Genomic DNA, 16,300 nt, shown 5'->3' with positions numbered 1-16,300 from the left:
CTGGCGGAAATGCGAGAATCCATCCGCAAACAAGCCGCCGCCGCCGTGCCCGGCAGCAGAGCCTCCACAAACAGACGCTTGCGGCGCGGCACAAGGGTGCGCCAGCAGACGCGCGCGGCAGCCTCCGCCCCTGCAAGGCCGGCGCATGCCCACAAAAGGCCGGTAAGGATGCTCATGAGGCCTCCCGCTTTGCCGTGCAGACCAGTTGCCCAAGGCCGGCGTCAAACTCCGCCAAAAACCGCGCGGACACGGCGTCCACATCCCGCGCTGGGGTGCCCTCGTCCAGTGCGGCCACCAGCCCGGACACATGCTCCGCCAGCATCCGCACCTGCCGCCGCCCCGCCTCAAACAGCGCCCCGTCGTCCGCCGCCCGCCAGATGGCGCACGCGGCGAGAAGCGCCTCCATGGCGCGCTCGTAACTCCACACATCAAACAGCATGCTGGTGCGCGACTGCGTGCCGTAGCGGAACGACTCCCGCGTGTACCAATAGATGACGGTACGGCGGCGGGCTTCGGGGTCGATGGCGAACCGCGCCCTGTCGCGCAGGTAGCGGCGCAGGCTCTGCACCAGCCGCGCCGCATACGCTGGCGAGGTGGACACCGGGCGCTCCAGCGGCCGCTTTCGCTTCATCAGCACAAGGTCCCGGTAGGCCGCGGCAGAAAAGTCAAAGCCCGGATACTCCGCAAGAATGCCGCCCTCTCCTGCGCGCTCCAACATGTCCAAATACACCGCGAGGATGCGATAAGTATGAAACTCCGGAAAGCTCAGCATCTCGAACCAATACTGCGGCGGCATAGCCATAAGGTCCTCGCCAAAGCCAAACAGCGGATGCTCCAACGCGCTGCGGGTAAAGCCGATAATGGCCTCGGCCAGAAAATCCTCCTCCGGCACATCCACGCGCGAGGTCTCCATAAAGGTGCAGAACACGCCCTCGGGGTCGGCCTCGCCCCGGTCAATCTGGTAGTAGTCCAGCAGGGAGCCGCACCGACCGGAGAAAGCGTCCGGGCTGACCAGCCAGCGCTCATACCCGCACTCGCCGCCCGCCTGTGGCAAATCGCCGCCAAGCGCCTCCATAACGGCGCTGGCAATGCGCCCGTGCAGGTCCGGGGTGGGGTGGCAGTAGTCCACAAAGCCCCCGTCGCCAGCCAGCGCGTCCACATCCACAACAGCCGCCCCGCTCTCCTGCGCGGCCAGCTTTAGGGCCTCGCGCCCTTCGTCCTTGACGCGGTACAGCGACGTATCCGCATAAAAGGCCGCCCGGTCTGCCTCGTCCGCGCCGCCGCGCCGCCCCTGCACGCGCAGGATGCGCGCCACATTGTCCAGATAAATGGGCGCATAGAGGGGATGCTCCGCCGCCGCGCGCTCAAGGGTGCGCCGGGCTTCATCCACGCGGCCTAGCCCGGCAAGGGCCACTGCCGCGTTGTTTGCCGCCGCCGCGCGGACGCCGGGCGCATCGGCCCTTGCCGCCTCGGCGCAAAACTCCTGCGCCAAGCCGTAGCGGCCCTTCTCCAGGGCAAGGATGCCCCGATACAGCCCGCCCACAACGCCGCCGTCCGGGTCGTACCACTGGCGGATAAAGTCCGAGATGCGGTCCGTGCTGTGCGCGGCCTTGAACCACGGCGCGTTGGGCAGGCCCACGCCATGGGGAAAGCGCTTGTTGGCGCTGGGGATGACCACCACGGCGCGTCCTCCGGCAAGGCGCACCACCTTCAGCACCTGCCGCATGTTGAACAAAAAATCCTCCACGGTGTTGGCCGTGGCCGCCTCCGCCGGGTCCGGCTCAAAGTGCAGGCCGCCGCGCCCCCACCGCACCACGCCGCCACCGTTCGTTTCGGGCATCAAGGACTTGAGCGCCCGCCGCCAGCGCGTCAGCCCGCTGTAGCGCCCCTTGTAGCGCGAGGCCGCCTGCTCGTTGTTGCCAAGGTACAGGACAACAGCGCTGCCCGCGCCAAGCCCGCCCGTTCCGGCAATGTCGCGCACCAGCGCGGCGGCGTCCGTACTGGTAAAGCCCGGCACCGCACAATTCACCGCCCGCACCGGTCCACGCCCCCCTTCCGCGGCCAGCGCGGCCACGCGGCGGGGGAAGACCTCGCGCCCAAGGCCAATACCCGAGGCTGACGAGTCGCCAATGAACCATATCCGGTACGGCTGAATCATCAGGTGCCCTCCAGCTCCCGTTCCACTTCCAGCCCGCCCGTGGTGGTGTGCGACACACAGCGCAGGCAGTAGGGGTTGTCCATGTACCTGCGGCGCATATGCATCCGGCGCAGATCGCGGAATTTCGGGGAGTTCCACGCGTCATGCGCGCTCATGGCCGTCAGGTCGCCAAGGCGCAGGCCGTCCCAGCCAAAGACGTAGCCGCACGGCAGGGCCTGCCCGTTGTAGCGCACGTACATGCGCTGATTGATTTTGGCGCAGCGGAAGTCCTGCGGGACCTCGGCGTGCGGCACGCTCATGCCGTGGCGTTCCTCCATGATTTCGTAGTCCAGCAGGTTCTGGATGGAAAAGTAGTCCGCCACGTAGCGCCAATAGTTGATAAAGTCCGGAAGCTCATCGCGGTTGACGTCCAGCTTCAAAAAGCTCACCCGCAACAGGGGGAAGTCCGAGCCGACCTTGTCGCGCTCCTCAAGGAAGGTAAAAATATTGCGCATCAGGCGGTGATAGTTGCCGCCGCGACGCACCTCGGCATACGTGCCCGGACTCACGGCATCCACGGAGACCTCCAGCCGCGTCAGCCCTGCACCAATAAGCCGCTTGGACATCTCCGCATCCAGCAGCATGCCGTTGGTGCCAACGCGGATGTCCATCACCCCGCGCCTGCGGGCATAGGCCACCATATCCGCAAGGGCCGGATTGAGCAGGGACTCGCTCTCAAAGCCAAAGGTCATGGCTGGCAGGCCATGTTCCGCGCCCTCGTCCACCAGCTTGCGGAACAGGTCCATGCCCAAAAAGCCCTTTTGGCGCTTGGCGTCCGGGTGCAGATTGGTGGAAAACAGGCACATGCGGCAGCGCAGGTTGCAAAAGTTGTTGGTCTCAAAGTCGAGGCTGAGGGGAAACTCGGGGATGTGGTCGCCATCCTGCGCGGCGTACCAAGCGTGGCGGTAGGCGTCGTATGCCTCGCCAAAATGCCGCCGGAACACGGCGTCCAAATCCTTATAGGCAATCAGGCGCACCTGATCGGTCGGCTCAAGGTGGCTGTAGGCAAGGGTGCTCATGACGGTCCTCCTTGTGATGGTGGCATGGCAATGCGCGCGGACAGGCGCTTGCCCTCCGCCGAGTCTTCCATAGCGTCCACGAGGCGCTGCGCCTGCTGGACCATGCCGAGGCTGCTCATGCAAATGACGCGCAGGTGGTCAAGGTCGCGCAGGTCCACATCCAGCCGGCGCGAGAGCGCGTGCGCCTCGTTCAATTCCCGCAGCGCCGCGCCATGGTCCCCGGCCTGCATAACCGCAACGCCAGAAGCAATCATGGCGTCCAGCACGGACAGTCCGGCCTTGTCCAAGGCATTCAGCACATAGGGGTCGTCATCCCGCAATTTTTGCGGCGCATCCTGCGCCAGACCGGCAAGGAAGCGGGCAATCTCCAGCGACGGGTCATAGGCTTTGGCTCCGCGCAGATGCCCGTCGTCGATGTTAAAGACATCCAAGAGAACGCGGCGCATGTGCGGGCGCATGGTAAAAGCCAACGGTTCGTGCAGGTGCTGGGTCACAAGGGCGGAGACATCGTCAATATCCGCACGCGCCGACGACTCCCAGCCCGAGTCGTGGAAGTAGAAGTTCGGATTGGTGGGATTCTTCCCCTCGCCGTAGAGTTCCTCGCTGGTGACGAAAACCGAGGGAATGCCCAGCAGGTAGCTTTCCGCAAGGCAGGTGGAGCCGTAGTGGAAAAACAGCCCCGTGCGGCGCAAGAGGTCCGCAATGCGCACCGGCTCGCGGATGTAGAGGATATTCGGCAGGCGCGAGAAGGCGTCCTTGTAGGGATTGTGGCGCTTGCGGTCGAAGATGATGTGCTCCACGGGGTGGCTTTTGACCACCACCAGAGCGTCCGGATTGCGGTAGGCCGTGCGCAGGATGTTGTCTATCCACTTCTGGCGGAACACCGCGCACCGCCGCGCGCCGTTGATGCCCGCCACCACCTCCTGCTGCGCATCCGGGGCCGATGCGTCCACCAAATCCCCCGCGCGGACGATGTCCTCCGCCGAGTAGTCGGCAAAGCAAAAGTTGGTAATGAACGTCACCACCCGCTCGCGCGGGGTCGCGTCCATGCGCTCGCGGTAGGCCGCAGGCATGGTGTCTTCGGCGTTGTCCCACGGGCGGAAATAGACCTCGTAGGGCGGATAGCCGAAGACGCGGATGCGCTCGGCTGACGACAGCTTGCCACAGCGCACCAGTTCCTCACCGGTCATCTGCGCAATGCGGCGGCTCCAGAACAGCTCATAGTCCACAAAGTCCGGCCCGTAGGGTTCCAGCCCCACCAGCCATGTATTCTTGTTGCCGTGGCGGTAGTCCAACTGCCCTTCCGTACGCAGGCACACGTTGAAGCACCCCAAAATATGCTTGAACAGATAGGACCGCACCGAGCAGGTCCGCGCGGTATAGGGATAGGACAACAGCACCTGCGGGCGGTAGCGCATCACCTGTTGGGTGAATGCCGGGTCCGTGGCGACGAAGGTCTCCAGCTCGCAGTCCGGCGCGCACTCGGCAAGGCGGGCGCGGATGGCGTCCATGGTTGGGCCTTCGCGCTCTGATTTGTTGAGAAGAGCCGCAATCTTGAATGTCATGCCGCCTCCTCCCCCGCGCCGGAGCGCGCACCGCCGCGCAAGTAGCCAAGGAGCGGACTCTCCGCCCCATGCTGGCGCATCACCTGCGCGCGAAGCAGGTCCATGAACTCCTCCGACGCCTCGTTGTCATTTTCATCCACGCCACAATCCGTGTCGCGGCACAGGGGGATGCTGAGGCGCCGCCCGCGGGCAATGGCCCGCCGTAGCGCCGTCAGCCGCCCACCGCGCCACATCTGCGCCAGCGACGCATCCGCCACGTTGCCAAGGCTGTACTTGCCCGCCACATCGCAGCAGCAGGGATGCACCGAGCCATCCCACCCCACGAGCAGCCGCTGCCATGGCGAGGCGCAAAACGCATCCGGGTCATGCGGCGGCGTGTATTCGGCAAAGTTGGACAGCATCTCGCCAATAAGGATGGCGTCGGTCAGCGGCTGGAAGGTCTCCACAAACTCGCGCCGCTCCCCGGCGGTGAGCCATGTGCTCACGGCGTTGATGCGCACGCGGGGAAAGCGCGAACCATTCGCCCGGCGGATATCACGCAGGCGCTCCAGCTTGCGCACAAGGTCGTCAAAGCGCGCTGGGCGGCGCACGGCCTCGTAGGTGCGGCCCACGCCGTCGGCGGAGATGACGATATAGTCCGTCTGCGCGGCAACAATGCGCTCCATCAGCGCATCATCCAGCGCAAGGGCGTTGGTCAGGAAGGATATACTGCCGGAGAACCTCTGCCGCGCGTAGGCGAGAAGCTCCGCAAACTGCGGATGCAACAGGCACTCCCCGCGCCACGACAGGCGGATGGAGTACGGACGGCGCGCCGCCACCTCGTCCATCACGCGGCGGAAGAGCGCCGGGTCCATCACGCCGCGCGGCACATCGCCGCGCACGGTTTGAAAACACATGGGGCAGGCCATCTGGCATGCGGAGGCCGTTTCAATGTCCACATGCTCCGGAAAGGCCGAAACCCGACGCCACCGGGGCAAAAGCGACCACCGCGCCCGGTGCATCAGGTACCGCATGGCGTGGCGCTGGCTCATGGCGTAGCGCGCCTGCCTCAGGGCGGACCCAACGTAGGTGATGTTTGGGTTGATGGTTCGGGGCACCGTACGCTCCCTGTCTGCTGTGGCCGTCACGCCCGCTTCGCGCGGCGGCCCATCATCCAGTCAAAACCACATCATCCTTCATGCCGTGCACAAATGCGGCCACGGCGGGGCAAAGCCCAGCATTCCAGCGCGTTGGAGCGAGGCCTACAGCGCCCACCAATGCGGGCCCATGCTGTCCGGCTCCAAAAACGCGCGCAGGGTAAACTTGCCGCTGGGCTCACGCACGCGCTCCACGGCAAGGGGTGAAAATCCGGCCCGCGCGGCAAGGATGGCCACGGATGCCGGCGAAAACACATGCAAATGCTCCACAAAGAATTCCTCGCGGTGCGGGCCTTCAAACAGTGCGGCCACGCCGTCGGGCACCTCCACATACACAAAGCCGCCCGGGGCAAGGCTCCCCCCCGCCGCCGCCAACATGCCGACGGGGTCCGCCACGTGCTCCAGCACCTTATTAAAGGTGACGGCGTCATACCCCGTCAGCTCGCTCATGGTGGCAAAGTCGCCGCACACGGCCTGCACCCCGGCCACCTGCGCCGCGTGAGTCGTCAACCGCTCATCCACGTCCACCACGGTGCAATTCCAGCCCAGCTGACGCATGGCGTGGGGAAACACCGCCAGCCCGGACCCAACGTCCAGCAGCCGCATGGCCGCGCCGGACGGGTCGCCGCCCCGGTAGCGCCCCTCCGCAAAGGTGATAATGCGCGACACCCGCCCCACATTGTCCGACTGCTCCGGGGGCAGGTTCACCACCCGCTCAAAGGACCGCTGCAGACCGTCCATACCGCCGTAGGTGGCCTCCACATAGTCGTGCTGATACAGCCCGCTCAGATTCATGCTTAGACGCGCGGCCATATGCCCGCAGTACTGGCACTGCCAATACTCCCGGCGGTATTCGCCCGTGAGGGAAAAATGCGTTTCGCCCTGCGGCGGCGCGTCGTAGGCAAGTTCGCGCCGCATGTCGCTGCCCCCGCAGATGCAGATGAGGCCGTTATCCACACTCATGGGCCGCCTCCGCGCTTGCTATGGCGTCCAGCGCATCCTCATCCAACCGGCAGACCTCGGTCAGCCGTTCACTGCGCAGATAGGCGGCGTATTCGGCCTCGCGCCCGTCCTCGATAAGCACGATGAAATAGCGCCCTATGGTGCTGCGAAGGAGCGCCGCGCGCAGGCCAAACCCAGCAAGGCGGCCATTGATGGACGGTGTGGCGTAAAAGCCCCACGACTTGCGCGCCACGTCGTACTCCGCGCCCGCGTCGGTCAACAGCGTCACCTGCTCATCCGGGGCAAGGCGGATGTGGGCGCAATCGCGCATTTGGACATCCTTGCGGCGTCCGGTTGTAAACTGCCGTGGCGGCGTGATGGTCCGTATTTTCATGTCCACTCCCATTGCGGCACCAAAAAGTCGGGTATCCACCACCGCTCCCCGTCCCACTGCCACACGTCCGGATTGCGGAAGCGCTGCGCCATGTCATAAAAGCGCGCGGTGGATATGCCCAAAAACTCGCTCATGGCGGCGATGTCCGCGCGCGGCGTATCGTCCCCGCGCTGGCGGATGCTGGTCACGGCGTCCTCGCGCGTTATGCGCCCGCTGCGGATTTCCAGCGACAAATTGTCAAAGGTTCTGGTGAAGCCGAACTTGTACCATTTCAGCCAGTGGTGGACGCTGATAAACGCATCGTCCACGTCCGCATAGTCGTACAGCCCCGTTGCCGCGCCGCCCTCGCGGCGGGTGAAGCCGTGCGCCTGCGCCACGTCGCGCATGCGCTGCGGGTCCCACGGGAAGAACCAGCCAAGAAAGACCGCGCGCACGCCGCTGGCCTCCAGTGCGTCCGGGTCCGGGCCGGTATACGGCGTCAGTTCGCGCGCGGTGAGGCCATGCTCCCCCACCCAGTCCGCCGCCGTGGTGCCGTGCATCACGCCGTAGCGCTCCAGCCAGCCGGAGGTCAGGCGCAGGCCCATATGCCGCCCATCCTCGGAGCCATACTCCGTGGCCGAATTCTCGCCCCACACCACAAGGGGGATGGACAAGCGCACGGCAAGGTTCAGCGGTATGTTGAATATGGCCATATGCATGGGCAGCCCCGGCGTTCCAAAGCGCTCCATGGCCGCAAGGGTGAAGCGGCGCTCCACATCCGGCGCGATGGACACATCCATATGGTCCACGCCAAGGGCGATGAGGTTGTCCAAATTCCGCCGCCCAAGGGCCGTGCGCCCCGGTGGCCGCCATGTGACGCACAGCGGGCGCAAACCATGCTCAAGGCAGGTCAGCACCTGCCAGTGGCTATCCTTGCCGCCGCTGACGGGGATGAGCACGTCGTAGCCCGGACCACTGCCGCGGACCTCGTCGCACAGGGCGGCAAAGCGCCGCGCCCTGCCGTCCCAGTCCACCTGCGGACGCGCGGCGTGGGTGCGGCAGGCCGTGCACACGCCCGCATCGTCCAGCACAATGCCCGGACGCGTATCCGGCAAAACACAGCGCGAGCACCAACGCATCAGGCGTACTCCTCAAGGAACATCTTCACCCCCAAAAAGCTGAACAGAAACTTGCTGTCGCAGTTGGGCAGGGTTTCGCGGTCCAACAGGTCCTGCACCGCGCTGCGGCGCACCACATCAAACACCGGACTCTCGCGCAGTATCTCGGCGCGCGCGGCAGGGTCCGAGCGGTCAAGGAAGCCAAAAACGGGCGCGTTGAATCCCACCTTGCGGCGGTCATCCAGCACATGGTCCGGCACAATGCCGCGCATGGCCTCGCGCAGGACGGACTTGTTGTAGCCGTCATGGATGAGGTGGCGCGTTGGGATGCGGCCACAAAACTCAAACAGCGCGCGGTCCAAAAACGGGGACCGGTTCTCCACGGAAAAGGCCATGGCGTTGAGGTCGTCCTCGTGCAGGATGACGGGCACAGCCTCATGAAATAGCTCGTTCTGCATGCGGCGGCGCAACAGGCCGCCCTCGTAGCCGCGCTCCGTAAACGGCTCCGCAAACGGCGCGCGCAGATAGGAGGCAAAGCGGTCTGCGTCGAGGTAAATATGCCGCCGTTCGCCCGGCCGCTTCACAAACACGTCCGGGTCCTGCAGGACAGGATTTCGCACCACCGGGGCCACATGGCGCATCCAGTTGTCCCGCGCCCTGCCGTACAGCCCGGCATCGTGGTGGATATCGTGCAGGTACAGCGCGTGGTGGTCGTAGTAGCCCGTAAAGAGCTCATCCGCGCCCGTGCCGCTCACGGAAATGCGGTACCCGCTCTCCGCCACCGCCTGCATCAGGAGCCAATGCGCGTAGTAGGTGACGGTATACACCGGGGCGTCGTGCTGGCGCACCGCGCGGCGCAGTCCATCCAGAAAGCCCCCCGTGCGCAGAGGGAGCGCCGTGTGCCGGATGCCAAGGTCCGCAACGCTTTTCTCCACCGCGTCCCACTCCGCATAGCGCTCGTCGGTATTGACGATGGTGAAGCCGTGCACGTCGTGGTCAAACATCCGCCGCGCCACTGCGATGAGGGAGCTGGAATCCACCCCGCCGCTCATGCAAAAGGCTATGGGCACATCCGCCCGCAGGCGCAGACGCACGGCTTCGGTCAAGGCCTCGCGCGCGCCGCGAACGGCCTCGTCCCGCGTCATGGCGTCATCCGGGGCAACGCACGGCGTCCAGTACCGGATGCGCCGCTCCTCGCCGTCCACCCCGCGCGTCAGCACATGCGCCGCCGGAAGCTCCTCCACGCCGGTAAAAAACGTCTGCGGCGTTTTGTACAGGCACTTATAGCCGTTGACGAGGAAGCGCCGCACGTGCGCCATATTCACCGGGAACCGCCGCCCGCACAGCGCCTCCAGAAATTTCACTTCCGAGGCAAAATACAGCCCCGTAGCGTCGCGCCGGATATAGAGCGGCTTTTCGCCAAATCTGTCCCGGCAGAGCGTCAGCGCGCCCGTGGCAAGGTCCACCGCCGCAAAGGCCCACATGCCTTCCAGCGCGTCCAGCCCGCCTGTACCCTCCACGTCCAGCGTGCGCGCCAGCACCTCGGTATCCGTGCGGGTATGGAAAACGACGCCCTCATCCTGCATAGCGCGGCGGCGCTCCACATAGTTGTAGACCTCGCCGTTAAAGGTCAGGGCGTGCCGCGGGGTCACAAAGGGCTGGTTACCGCGTTCATCCAGGTCGATAATGGCAAGGCGCGAGTGCAGCAGGCAGACGTTCATGCCGCCGGGAAGCTGACGGCGAAACACGCCGCTGGCGTCGGGCCCACGGTGGCGCATACGGCGCAGGCACGCCTGCACCGCGCCGTCCGCAACCTCCGCCCGTCCGTAGTAGCCCGCTATCCCGCACATGATGTGTCCTCCCGGCCATCGGGGCCGGTTATTCCGCCGCCGGTTCGGATGCGGCCAGCGCGTCCTCACGCGGGGCCACGTCCTCCGGCAGAATCATTTCGCCGCGGCGGATGGTCCGCGTCAGCGCCCGGCCCAGCACAGCATCCTCGCCGCCAGAAGCAATGCCGCCGCCGGGGCGGACCCAGTCGATATGCTCCCGCGTCAGTACCGTCCCCACCCGCACATCGCGCGACGCCACCAAGGAGCGCGTCATTGCCGCGCCGCCGCCCTCTTCGCACGGGGCGGGCTGTTTGCGGCCCGTGCCTAACATGGCCTCGGCCCGCCGGATGCGCCGCACCAGTTGCGCCATCTCCTCCGGGTCTGCGGCGAGGGCATGGTCGCGGAAGGAGGAATGCTTTTTGTCGATGGTAAAGTGCTTCTCCACGATGCGCGCGCCGCAGGCCACGGCCAGTACTGCGGCCTCTATGCCCAGCGTATGGTCGGAATAGCCCGGCACCACGCCAAGGCGGCCAAGCTCGCGGATGGCGGCAACATTGGCCTGCTCCGGCGGCGTTGGGTAGGCGCTGACGCAGTGCAGGGCCGCAACGTCCAGCGCGCCGCCCGGGGCATGCCGGTGCAGATAGGCAATGCTCCGCCGCACATCCTCCAGCCCCACAAGGCCTGTGGACAGGAGCACGGGCTTGCCCGTGGCCGCCACAGCCGCAAGCAACGGATGAAACGCATTGTCGCCCGAGGCAACCTTGAACGCCGGGACAAGCGCGTCCAAAAACTCCACAGCGTCCACGTCAAAGGGTGTGGACAAAAACTCCACCCCCGCCATGCCCGCCACCTGCGCCAAATGCCGAAATGTCTCCAGCGACAGACGAAACCGCTCCAGCTGCGCCACGCGCTCACGCTCGCGCGGGGACACCAGCCGCACCGGGGTAATGGTCTGAAACTTCACGGCGTCCGCGCCAGCTTCCGCCGCGCGCCAAACCATCTCCTCCGCAAGGACCGCATCGCCCTCGTGGCAGTTGCCAATCTCCGCCACGATGAAGACCCGGCGGTCCGTATTATGCCGTCCTATATGCATCAGCACTCCCCGCAGCGGTCATCCTGCGCGCCGTGATAGTGAAAAATCCGCTCCACCGTGACGGAGGCAAACCCCGCGCGGTGGTAGCACGCCATGGCCTGCATATTCTCCGCCTGCGTCACCGTGCGCATGATGGCAAAGCGCCCAAGCTCGCGGCTGGCAAAGGCCATCATATCGCCCCCGGCGCGAAACCCCCGATGCCTGTCATCCACGGCAATGAGGTCCAGCACCAGTTCCTGCCCACGGCAGAGGAACAGAGCAAAACCCGCCACCTCGCCATCGGCATTTTCCGCCACCACCATGGCGTCCCCGCGCTGACCAAGGAAGAAGTTGCGCGCCCAGTCCTCCTTAATGGAATTCGCCACAGGCTTTGGGATCATGGAGTCGCGATGAAAGCGCGAGGAATGGAAGCTCTCCCGCGCAATGCGGCGCACGTCCCGCTCGTCGCTGGCGCGCGCCAGCCGGATGGTCAGCGGCCCGGTCTGCTCCATAGGGTCATCCAATGGCCGCTCCATGCTCACCGCCGTCACCACCGGCGTGAAGCCCATATGCCGCAAGACGCACCCCGTCCCCGCCGCATCGGCAAGGATGCGTGTGGACACAAACACCCGGTGCACACACAAAAGCTCCCCCAACGCCTCGCGCAGGCGCATGGCGTCCAGCCCGGACAGAATGCATCCGTCCACGGCAAAACAGGGGCGGGCCAGCCGCAGCTCCAACCACTCGTCCCGCCGGATGAAATCAGCGGGCACGCAAAGCACATCATCCTGCACCGTCATTGCCGAACCTCCCGCACCCGCGCGCCGGATGCAGCTCCGGACGCCGCCTTGCCATGGCCGTTGCCATTGCCGTGACCAAACGTCTGCTTGTACCAGTTCAAATACTTTACAAAACCGCGCTCCAGCGGCCACTCGGGCCGATAGCCGATGGACTCGCGCGCCTTGTCCACGGACAACGTCCCCCGGTCCGGAGTCAGCTTGTCCTTGGGCACGTAGCGCACGCGCACATCGGGAAAGTGCTTGGCGACAATGGATGCCATGTCCGCCAGCGAGCGCGATTCCCCGTAGGTGAGATTGAATAGCTGGTTGATGGAATTGTCGTTTTGCAGCACGCAGAGCATGCCGCTGACAAAGTCGTCGATGGAGGTAAAGTCGAGGCGGTCCGAGCCGTCGCCAAGCACGCGGATTTCCTCGCCGTGCAGAGCGTTCTCGATGAATATCTGCCCCACGCGGCGGCTGACGCACCGTTCGCCATACAGGGCCGAGGGGCGGATAATGGTATACGGCAGGCCAAAGGCCTGATTGTACGCGATGACCAGCTTCTCCCCGCCAAATTTCAGCGCGCCGTAGATGCCAATAGGCTCGCACGGCGTCTCCTCCGTGACGATGCCGGTGCGGAAGTTGCCGTAGACCATGCTGGAGGAGAAATAGATAAAATGCTCCACCCGCCCGCGCGCGCAGTCGAGGGCATTTTCAAGGGTGCGGAAGCTGTGGTCAAAGGTGCTGAAGGGGTCCTTGTTGGACTTGTTGGCGTGCGCCACGGCGGCCAGTTGAACCACCACATGCGGGTCTATCCTGTCAATGAGCTTGGACAGGGCGTTATAGTCCCGGCAGTCCTGAATAAACAGTGGCACTCCGGCCTGATGCAGCAGGTCGAGGCGTGTGTTGAGCATGCTCAGGTACATGTCGCGGTGGGCCACATCCTGCCCGGCGGAGGCGAACGTCAGCAGGTTGTTCACCATCAGTCCGTCAATGATGGACACCTCCGCCCCCAGCGCCCGCAGACGCAGGGCCAAATTGTGACCGATGAATCCCGCGCCGCCCACGAGGGCAATGCGCCGTCCACGAATCGGGATGACTGCCATGGCTCACAACTCCTTGACGATGTTGCCGAAAGCGCCGGCTATGCTGTGCATCTCATCCGGGCCAAGATGCGGCCCCACTGGCAAAGCCACCGACGCATCACTTATGGCGGCGGCACGGGGATACTGCCCCTCCGTCCAACCATATTTTTCTCTGTAATAGGCAAGACGTGGCACCGGGTGCGGGTAGTACACGCTAAAGCCCACCCCTGCCCGGCGCAGCGCCAGCAAAATGTCGTCCCGCCGCGGGGCAAGCCGCCCCTCCAGCTGCGCCACAAGGCAATAATGGCTGGGGCGCGAGTCCGGCAGGGTCGCCGCGATGACGCGCACGTCCTCCAGCGCATCAAGCGCTTCGCTCAAAATACGGTGGTTCTGCGCGCGGCGCGCCAGCATCTGGTCCGCGCGCTCCATCTGCGCCAGCCCAAGTGCGGCCTGTATCTCGCTCATGCGCGCGTTCATGCCCAGCATGGTCACGTCGTACATGCCGGGTATGGCGCGCTCATCGTGGGTGCGGTCCACTCCAAAGGCGCGCTTTTGCGCGGCAAGGGCCGCTATCTGCTCATTCGCCGTTGTGAGCATGCCGCCTTCCGCCGTGGTCAGGTGCTTCACCGGATAAAAGGAAAAGCACCCCGCATCGCCAAACAGGCCCACATGAATGCCATGCAGGCGCGCGCCAAAGGCCAATGCGCAATCCTCCACCACATACAGCCCATGGCGTCCGGCAATGGACATAATGGCGTCCATGTCGCAGGGGATGCCAAGGTAATGCACTAGCGTGATGCCCCGCGTACGATCCGTGACAAGGGCCTCTACGTGGTCCGGGTCGATATTGCCCGTTGCGGGGTCGCAGTCCGCAAAGACGGGCCGCGCGCCCATAAGCTCAATGGCGTGCGCCGTGGCCACATGCGTCATGGCCGGACAGATGACTTCGTCACCGGGACCAATGCCAAGGTGGAACCACGCCACATGCAGGGCCGCCATGCACGAACTCATGCTCACGCAATGCGCGCCCCCGCCCAGATATGTGGCAAAGGTCCGCTCAAAGGCCGCGCACTGCGGGCCGTGGGTCAAAATGGGGCCATCCAGCACCGCGGCCACGGCCTCGCGCTCGCGGTCCGTAATGCTTGGCCTGCCAAAGGGTATGCTCGGGCTTCGCGTCATACGTATTCCATCTCCATCTCTTCCCCTGTTGCGGCGGCCGTGTCGCACGCCAAACACACGCTGACAGCGTCAAACACTTCCTGCGTCATGGCCGCAAGGTCGCGGTCCTCGGCTATCCAGCGGACAAACTGTGTGAGCAGCGCCCCCTTGTGCTCGGGATGCGGCGACTCCGTGAAGGGCGTATGCGGCGTTTCGGGCGAGCGGCTGGTGTAGGCGCGCGCTCCGGCGTCGTCATAAAGCACCGTGCCCTTGGTGCCGTAGACGCGCAAAACATGCTGGTGCGGCTGTACACACCCGAAATTGGCGGCAAGCCGCCCCACCAGACCGGACGGGAACACCAGCTCCGCCACGGCAAAATCATTGAACCCAAGGCGGTGCGGATGCGAGCACAGCGCGTTGCCCCGGGCGCGCACGGCAACAGGCCGCTCCCCCGCCAGCCACAGCATCAGGTCCGCCATATGGATGCCGCCGCCCAAAAAGACCGAATAGTCAGGAATCTGCCCGCGCCATCCGCTCGTGATTTTCTCTAGCCGGCCGTAGAGGTATTCGCCATCAAGGGCGTACAAGGTGCCAAGGCGTCCGGCGTCCACGTCGGCCTTCACCCTTTGGTACAGCGGCGCGGCGCGCAGGATGTGATTGGAGAGCAGCTTCACCCGCCCCCCATGGGCAGACCACGCCCGGCGGATGCGCCGCAGGTCCTGCACCGTCAGGCAGGCGGGCTTTTCCACAAACACATGCTTGCCCGCCTTGAGGGCGGCCAGCACTTGCCGGGCGTGCATATCGTCCGGGCTGGCGATGACCACAAGATCCACGGCCCCGTCGTCAAAAATCTCCTCCACGTGCTGGGCCGCCACGCAGTGGTGGGCGGTCGCCACCTCCCATGCCTTATGCGCGTCCGGGTCATAGACCTGCCGCAAGTCACACCCGGCCTCCACAAGGGCGCGGGCATGCTCCTCTCCCACACCCAAGCCCAGAACAGCACAGCGCAGTGGCCCATCCTGAATCATTCAAGCCTCCCAAGGTTTGCCACGTCCCGCTCAAGGCGGCGCATGTCCGACAGCGTATCCACGGCAAGGCTCTGCGGCGTGGACACATCGTGCGGATTCACAATGTTGACGATGCGGTACATCCGGGGACGGTTGTAAAAATGGAGCGTCACATGCTCCCGCTCCTCATTGGAAAGCGAGGCGGGATCAACGGAAAGGAAGGCCTCCGCGCGGATCAGCTCCGCTGACTGGCCTTGGGGAAATGTCCGGGGAAAGACGTTGGTCACAATGTCCGCCGTGGCGGGGTCCGCGTGGCGGGCAAGCTCCGTCAGCAGACCGGGAAGCAGCAAGGGGCTGTCCGCACACACGCGGTAGAACCAGTCGCACGGCGATTCGCGCAGGCACCCACGAAAACGCCGGAACACATCATCCAGCACGCCGCGGTACACCTGAACGCCCAGCAAGCGGGCGTATTCCGCCAAGGGGTCATCGCTGCCCTCGGTGCTGGTGGCCACTGTGATGCGCGTGCGCGGCACCACCCGCGCCACCCGCTCCACCACATGCGCAAGGAGCGGCACCCCGCAAAACGGAGCGAGCACCTTGCCCGGGAACCTGCTGGAACTCATCCTCGCCTGAATGAACGCCCGAAACATCCCGCCACCTGCACAATTCGTCTGAATGTGATACAACACACCGGAAAAAGCAGGACTTTTTCCACCATATTGCCATGTAGCAGAATATGAGCGCCATTTCAACACTGCTTCAAAATTTCACGGCATCTCAACACAGTACGATACATGCGCCGTGACGAGGCTACACACCCTGCATCAATGCCCCATTGTACAGCACACCCCGTGCCGCAACGCGCTTTGTGCAGTATTCCAAACACCTGCCACGCGCGGCTTTCCGCAGAGTATTCCAAAGCGCCCCCTGCCCGCCACCACGCCCGAAAGGCGCGGACCAGCCCTGTTCCCCTGCGCCGCACACGAGTTCACGCCCCAACCTAACGCCCCCAAAGAG

General features: G+C 64.9%; 14 protein-coding genes. All 14 read right to left on the bottom strand.

The window, feature by feature from the left end; genetic code table 11:
- Positions 1–172: 172 nt before the first annotated feature.
- Entirely contained in the window at positions 173–2,158 is a 1,986-nt protein-coding gene (locus ACY69P_RS05415; protein ID WP_462326809.1) for a hypothetical protein, read from the bottom strand.
- Positions 2,158–3,216: a radical SAM protein gene (locus ACY69P_RS05410; protein ID WP_462326808.1), complete on the bottom strand. Its 1,059-nt coding sequence runs from the start codon at positions 3,214–3,216 to the stop codon at positions 2,158–2,160. Before ACY69P_RS05410 ends, ACY69P_RS05415 begins: the two co-directional genes overlap by 1 nt.
- Positions 3,213–4,781 carry a glycosyltransferase family protein gene (locus ACY69P_RS05405; RefSeq protein ID WP_462326807.1) on the bottom strand — a complete coding sequence of 523 codons (1,569 nt, stop codon included), beginning with the start codon at positions 4,779–4,781 and terminating at the stop codon, positions 3,213–3,215. The genes ACY69P_RS05410 and ACY69P_RS05405 overlap by 4 nt, the downstream gene beginning before the upstream one ends.
- Entirely contained in the window at positions 4,778–5,878 is a 1,101-nt protein-coding gene (locus ACY69P_RS05400; protein ID WP_462326806.1) for a radical SAM/SPASM domain-containing protein, read from the bottom strand. Before ACY69P_RS05400 ends, ACY69P_RS05405 begins: the two co-directional genes overlap by 4 nt.
- Before the next feature lie 144 nt (positions 5,879–6,022).
- Complete coding sequence (locus tag ACY69P_RS05395; RefSeq protein ID WP_462326805.1) at positions 6,023–6,880, bottom strand: class I SAM-dependent methyltransferase; 858 nt, start codon at positions 6,878–6,880, stop codon at positions 6,023–6,025.
- Positions 6,867–7,253 carry a hypothetical protein gene (locus ACY69P_RS05390; protein ID WP_462326804.1) on the bottom strand — a complete coding sequence of 129 codons (387 nt, stop codon included), beginning with the start codon at positions 7,251–7,253 and terminating at the stop codon, positions 6,867–6,869. Before ACY69P_RS05390 ends, ACY69P_RS05395 begins: the two co-directional genes overlap by 14 nt.
- Complete coding sequence (locus ACY69P_RS05385) at positions 7,250–8,371, bottom strand: N-acetyl sugar amidotransferase (protein ID WP_462326803.1); 1,122 nt, start codon at positions 8,369–8,371, stop codon at positions 7,250–7,252. Before ACY69P_RS05385 ends, ACY69P_RS05390 begins: the two co-directional genes overlap by 4 nt.
- A complete protein-coding gene (gene asnB, locus ACY69P_RS05380) occupies positions 8,371–10,200 on the bottom strand; it encodes an asparagine synthase (glutamine-hydrolyzing) (protein ID WP_462326802.1) in 1,830 nt (609 codons plus the stop codon). Before asnB ends, ACY69P_RS05385 begins: the two co-directional genes overlap by 1 nt.
- Before the next feature lie 28 nt (positions 10,201–10,228).
- On the bottom strand, positions 10,229–11,272 hold the full coding sequence (locus ACY69P_RS05375; RefSeq protein WP_462326801.1) for an N-acetylneuraminate synthase family protein: 1,044 nt from the start codon (positions 11,270–11,272) through the stop codon (positions 10,229–10,231).
- On the bottom strand, positions 11,272–12,051 hold the full coding sequence (locus tag ACY69P_RS05370; RefSeq protein WP_459899352.1) for a GNAT family N-acetyltransferase: 780 nt from the start codon (positions 12,049–12,051) through the stop codon (positions 11,272–11,274). Before ACY69P_RS05370 ends, ACY69P_RS05375 begins: the two co-directional genes overlap by 1 nt.
- Positions 12,048–13,136: an NAD-dependent epimerase/dehydratase family protein gene (locus ACY69P_RS05365; RefSeq protein WP_462326800.1), complete on the bottom strand. Its 1,089-nt coding sequence runs from the start codon at positions 13,134–13,136 to the stop codon at positions 12,048–12,050. Before ACY69P_RS05365 ends, ACY69P_RS05370 begins: the two co-directional genes overlap by 4 nt.
- 3 nt (positions 13,137–13,139) lie before the next feature.
- Positions 13,140–14,294, bottom strand: a complete 1,155-nt coding sequence (locus tag ACY69P_RS05360; RefSeq protein ID WP_462326799.1) for a DegT/DnrJ/EryC1/StrS family aminotransferase — start codon at positions 14,292–14,294, stop codon at positions 13,140–13,142.
- The gene (locus ACY69P_RS05355) at positions 14,291–15,301 is read right to left on the bottom strand and encodes a Gfo/Idh/MocA family protein (RefSeq protein WP_462326798.1); all 1,011 of its coding nucleotides are present in this window, start codon (positions 15,299–15,301) and stop codon (positions 14,291–14,293) included. The genes ACY69P_RS05360 and ACY69P_RS05355 overlap by 4 nt, the downstream gene beginning before the upstream one ends.
- Positions 15,298–15,933 (bottom strand): cytidylyltransferase domain-containing protein, encoded by a 636-nt coding sequence (locus ACY69P_RS05350; protein ID WP_459899344.1) that lies wholly within the window; start codon positions 15,931–15,933, stop codon positions 15,298–15,300. The genes ACY69P_RS05355 and ACY69P_RS05350 overlap by 4 nt, the downstream gene beginning before the upstream one ends.
- Between the last annotated feature and the right edge of the window lie 367 nt (positions 15,934–16,300).

It is taken from the genome of Desulfobaculum sp. (assembly GCF_054921475.1).
Note: the sequence above shows the minus strand (reverse complement) of the source record. Positions and strands in the feature narration are given on the sequence as shown.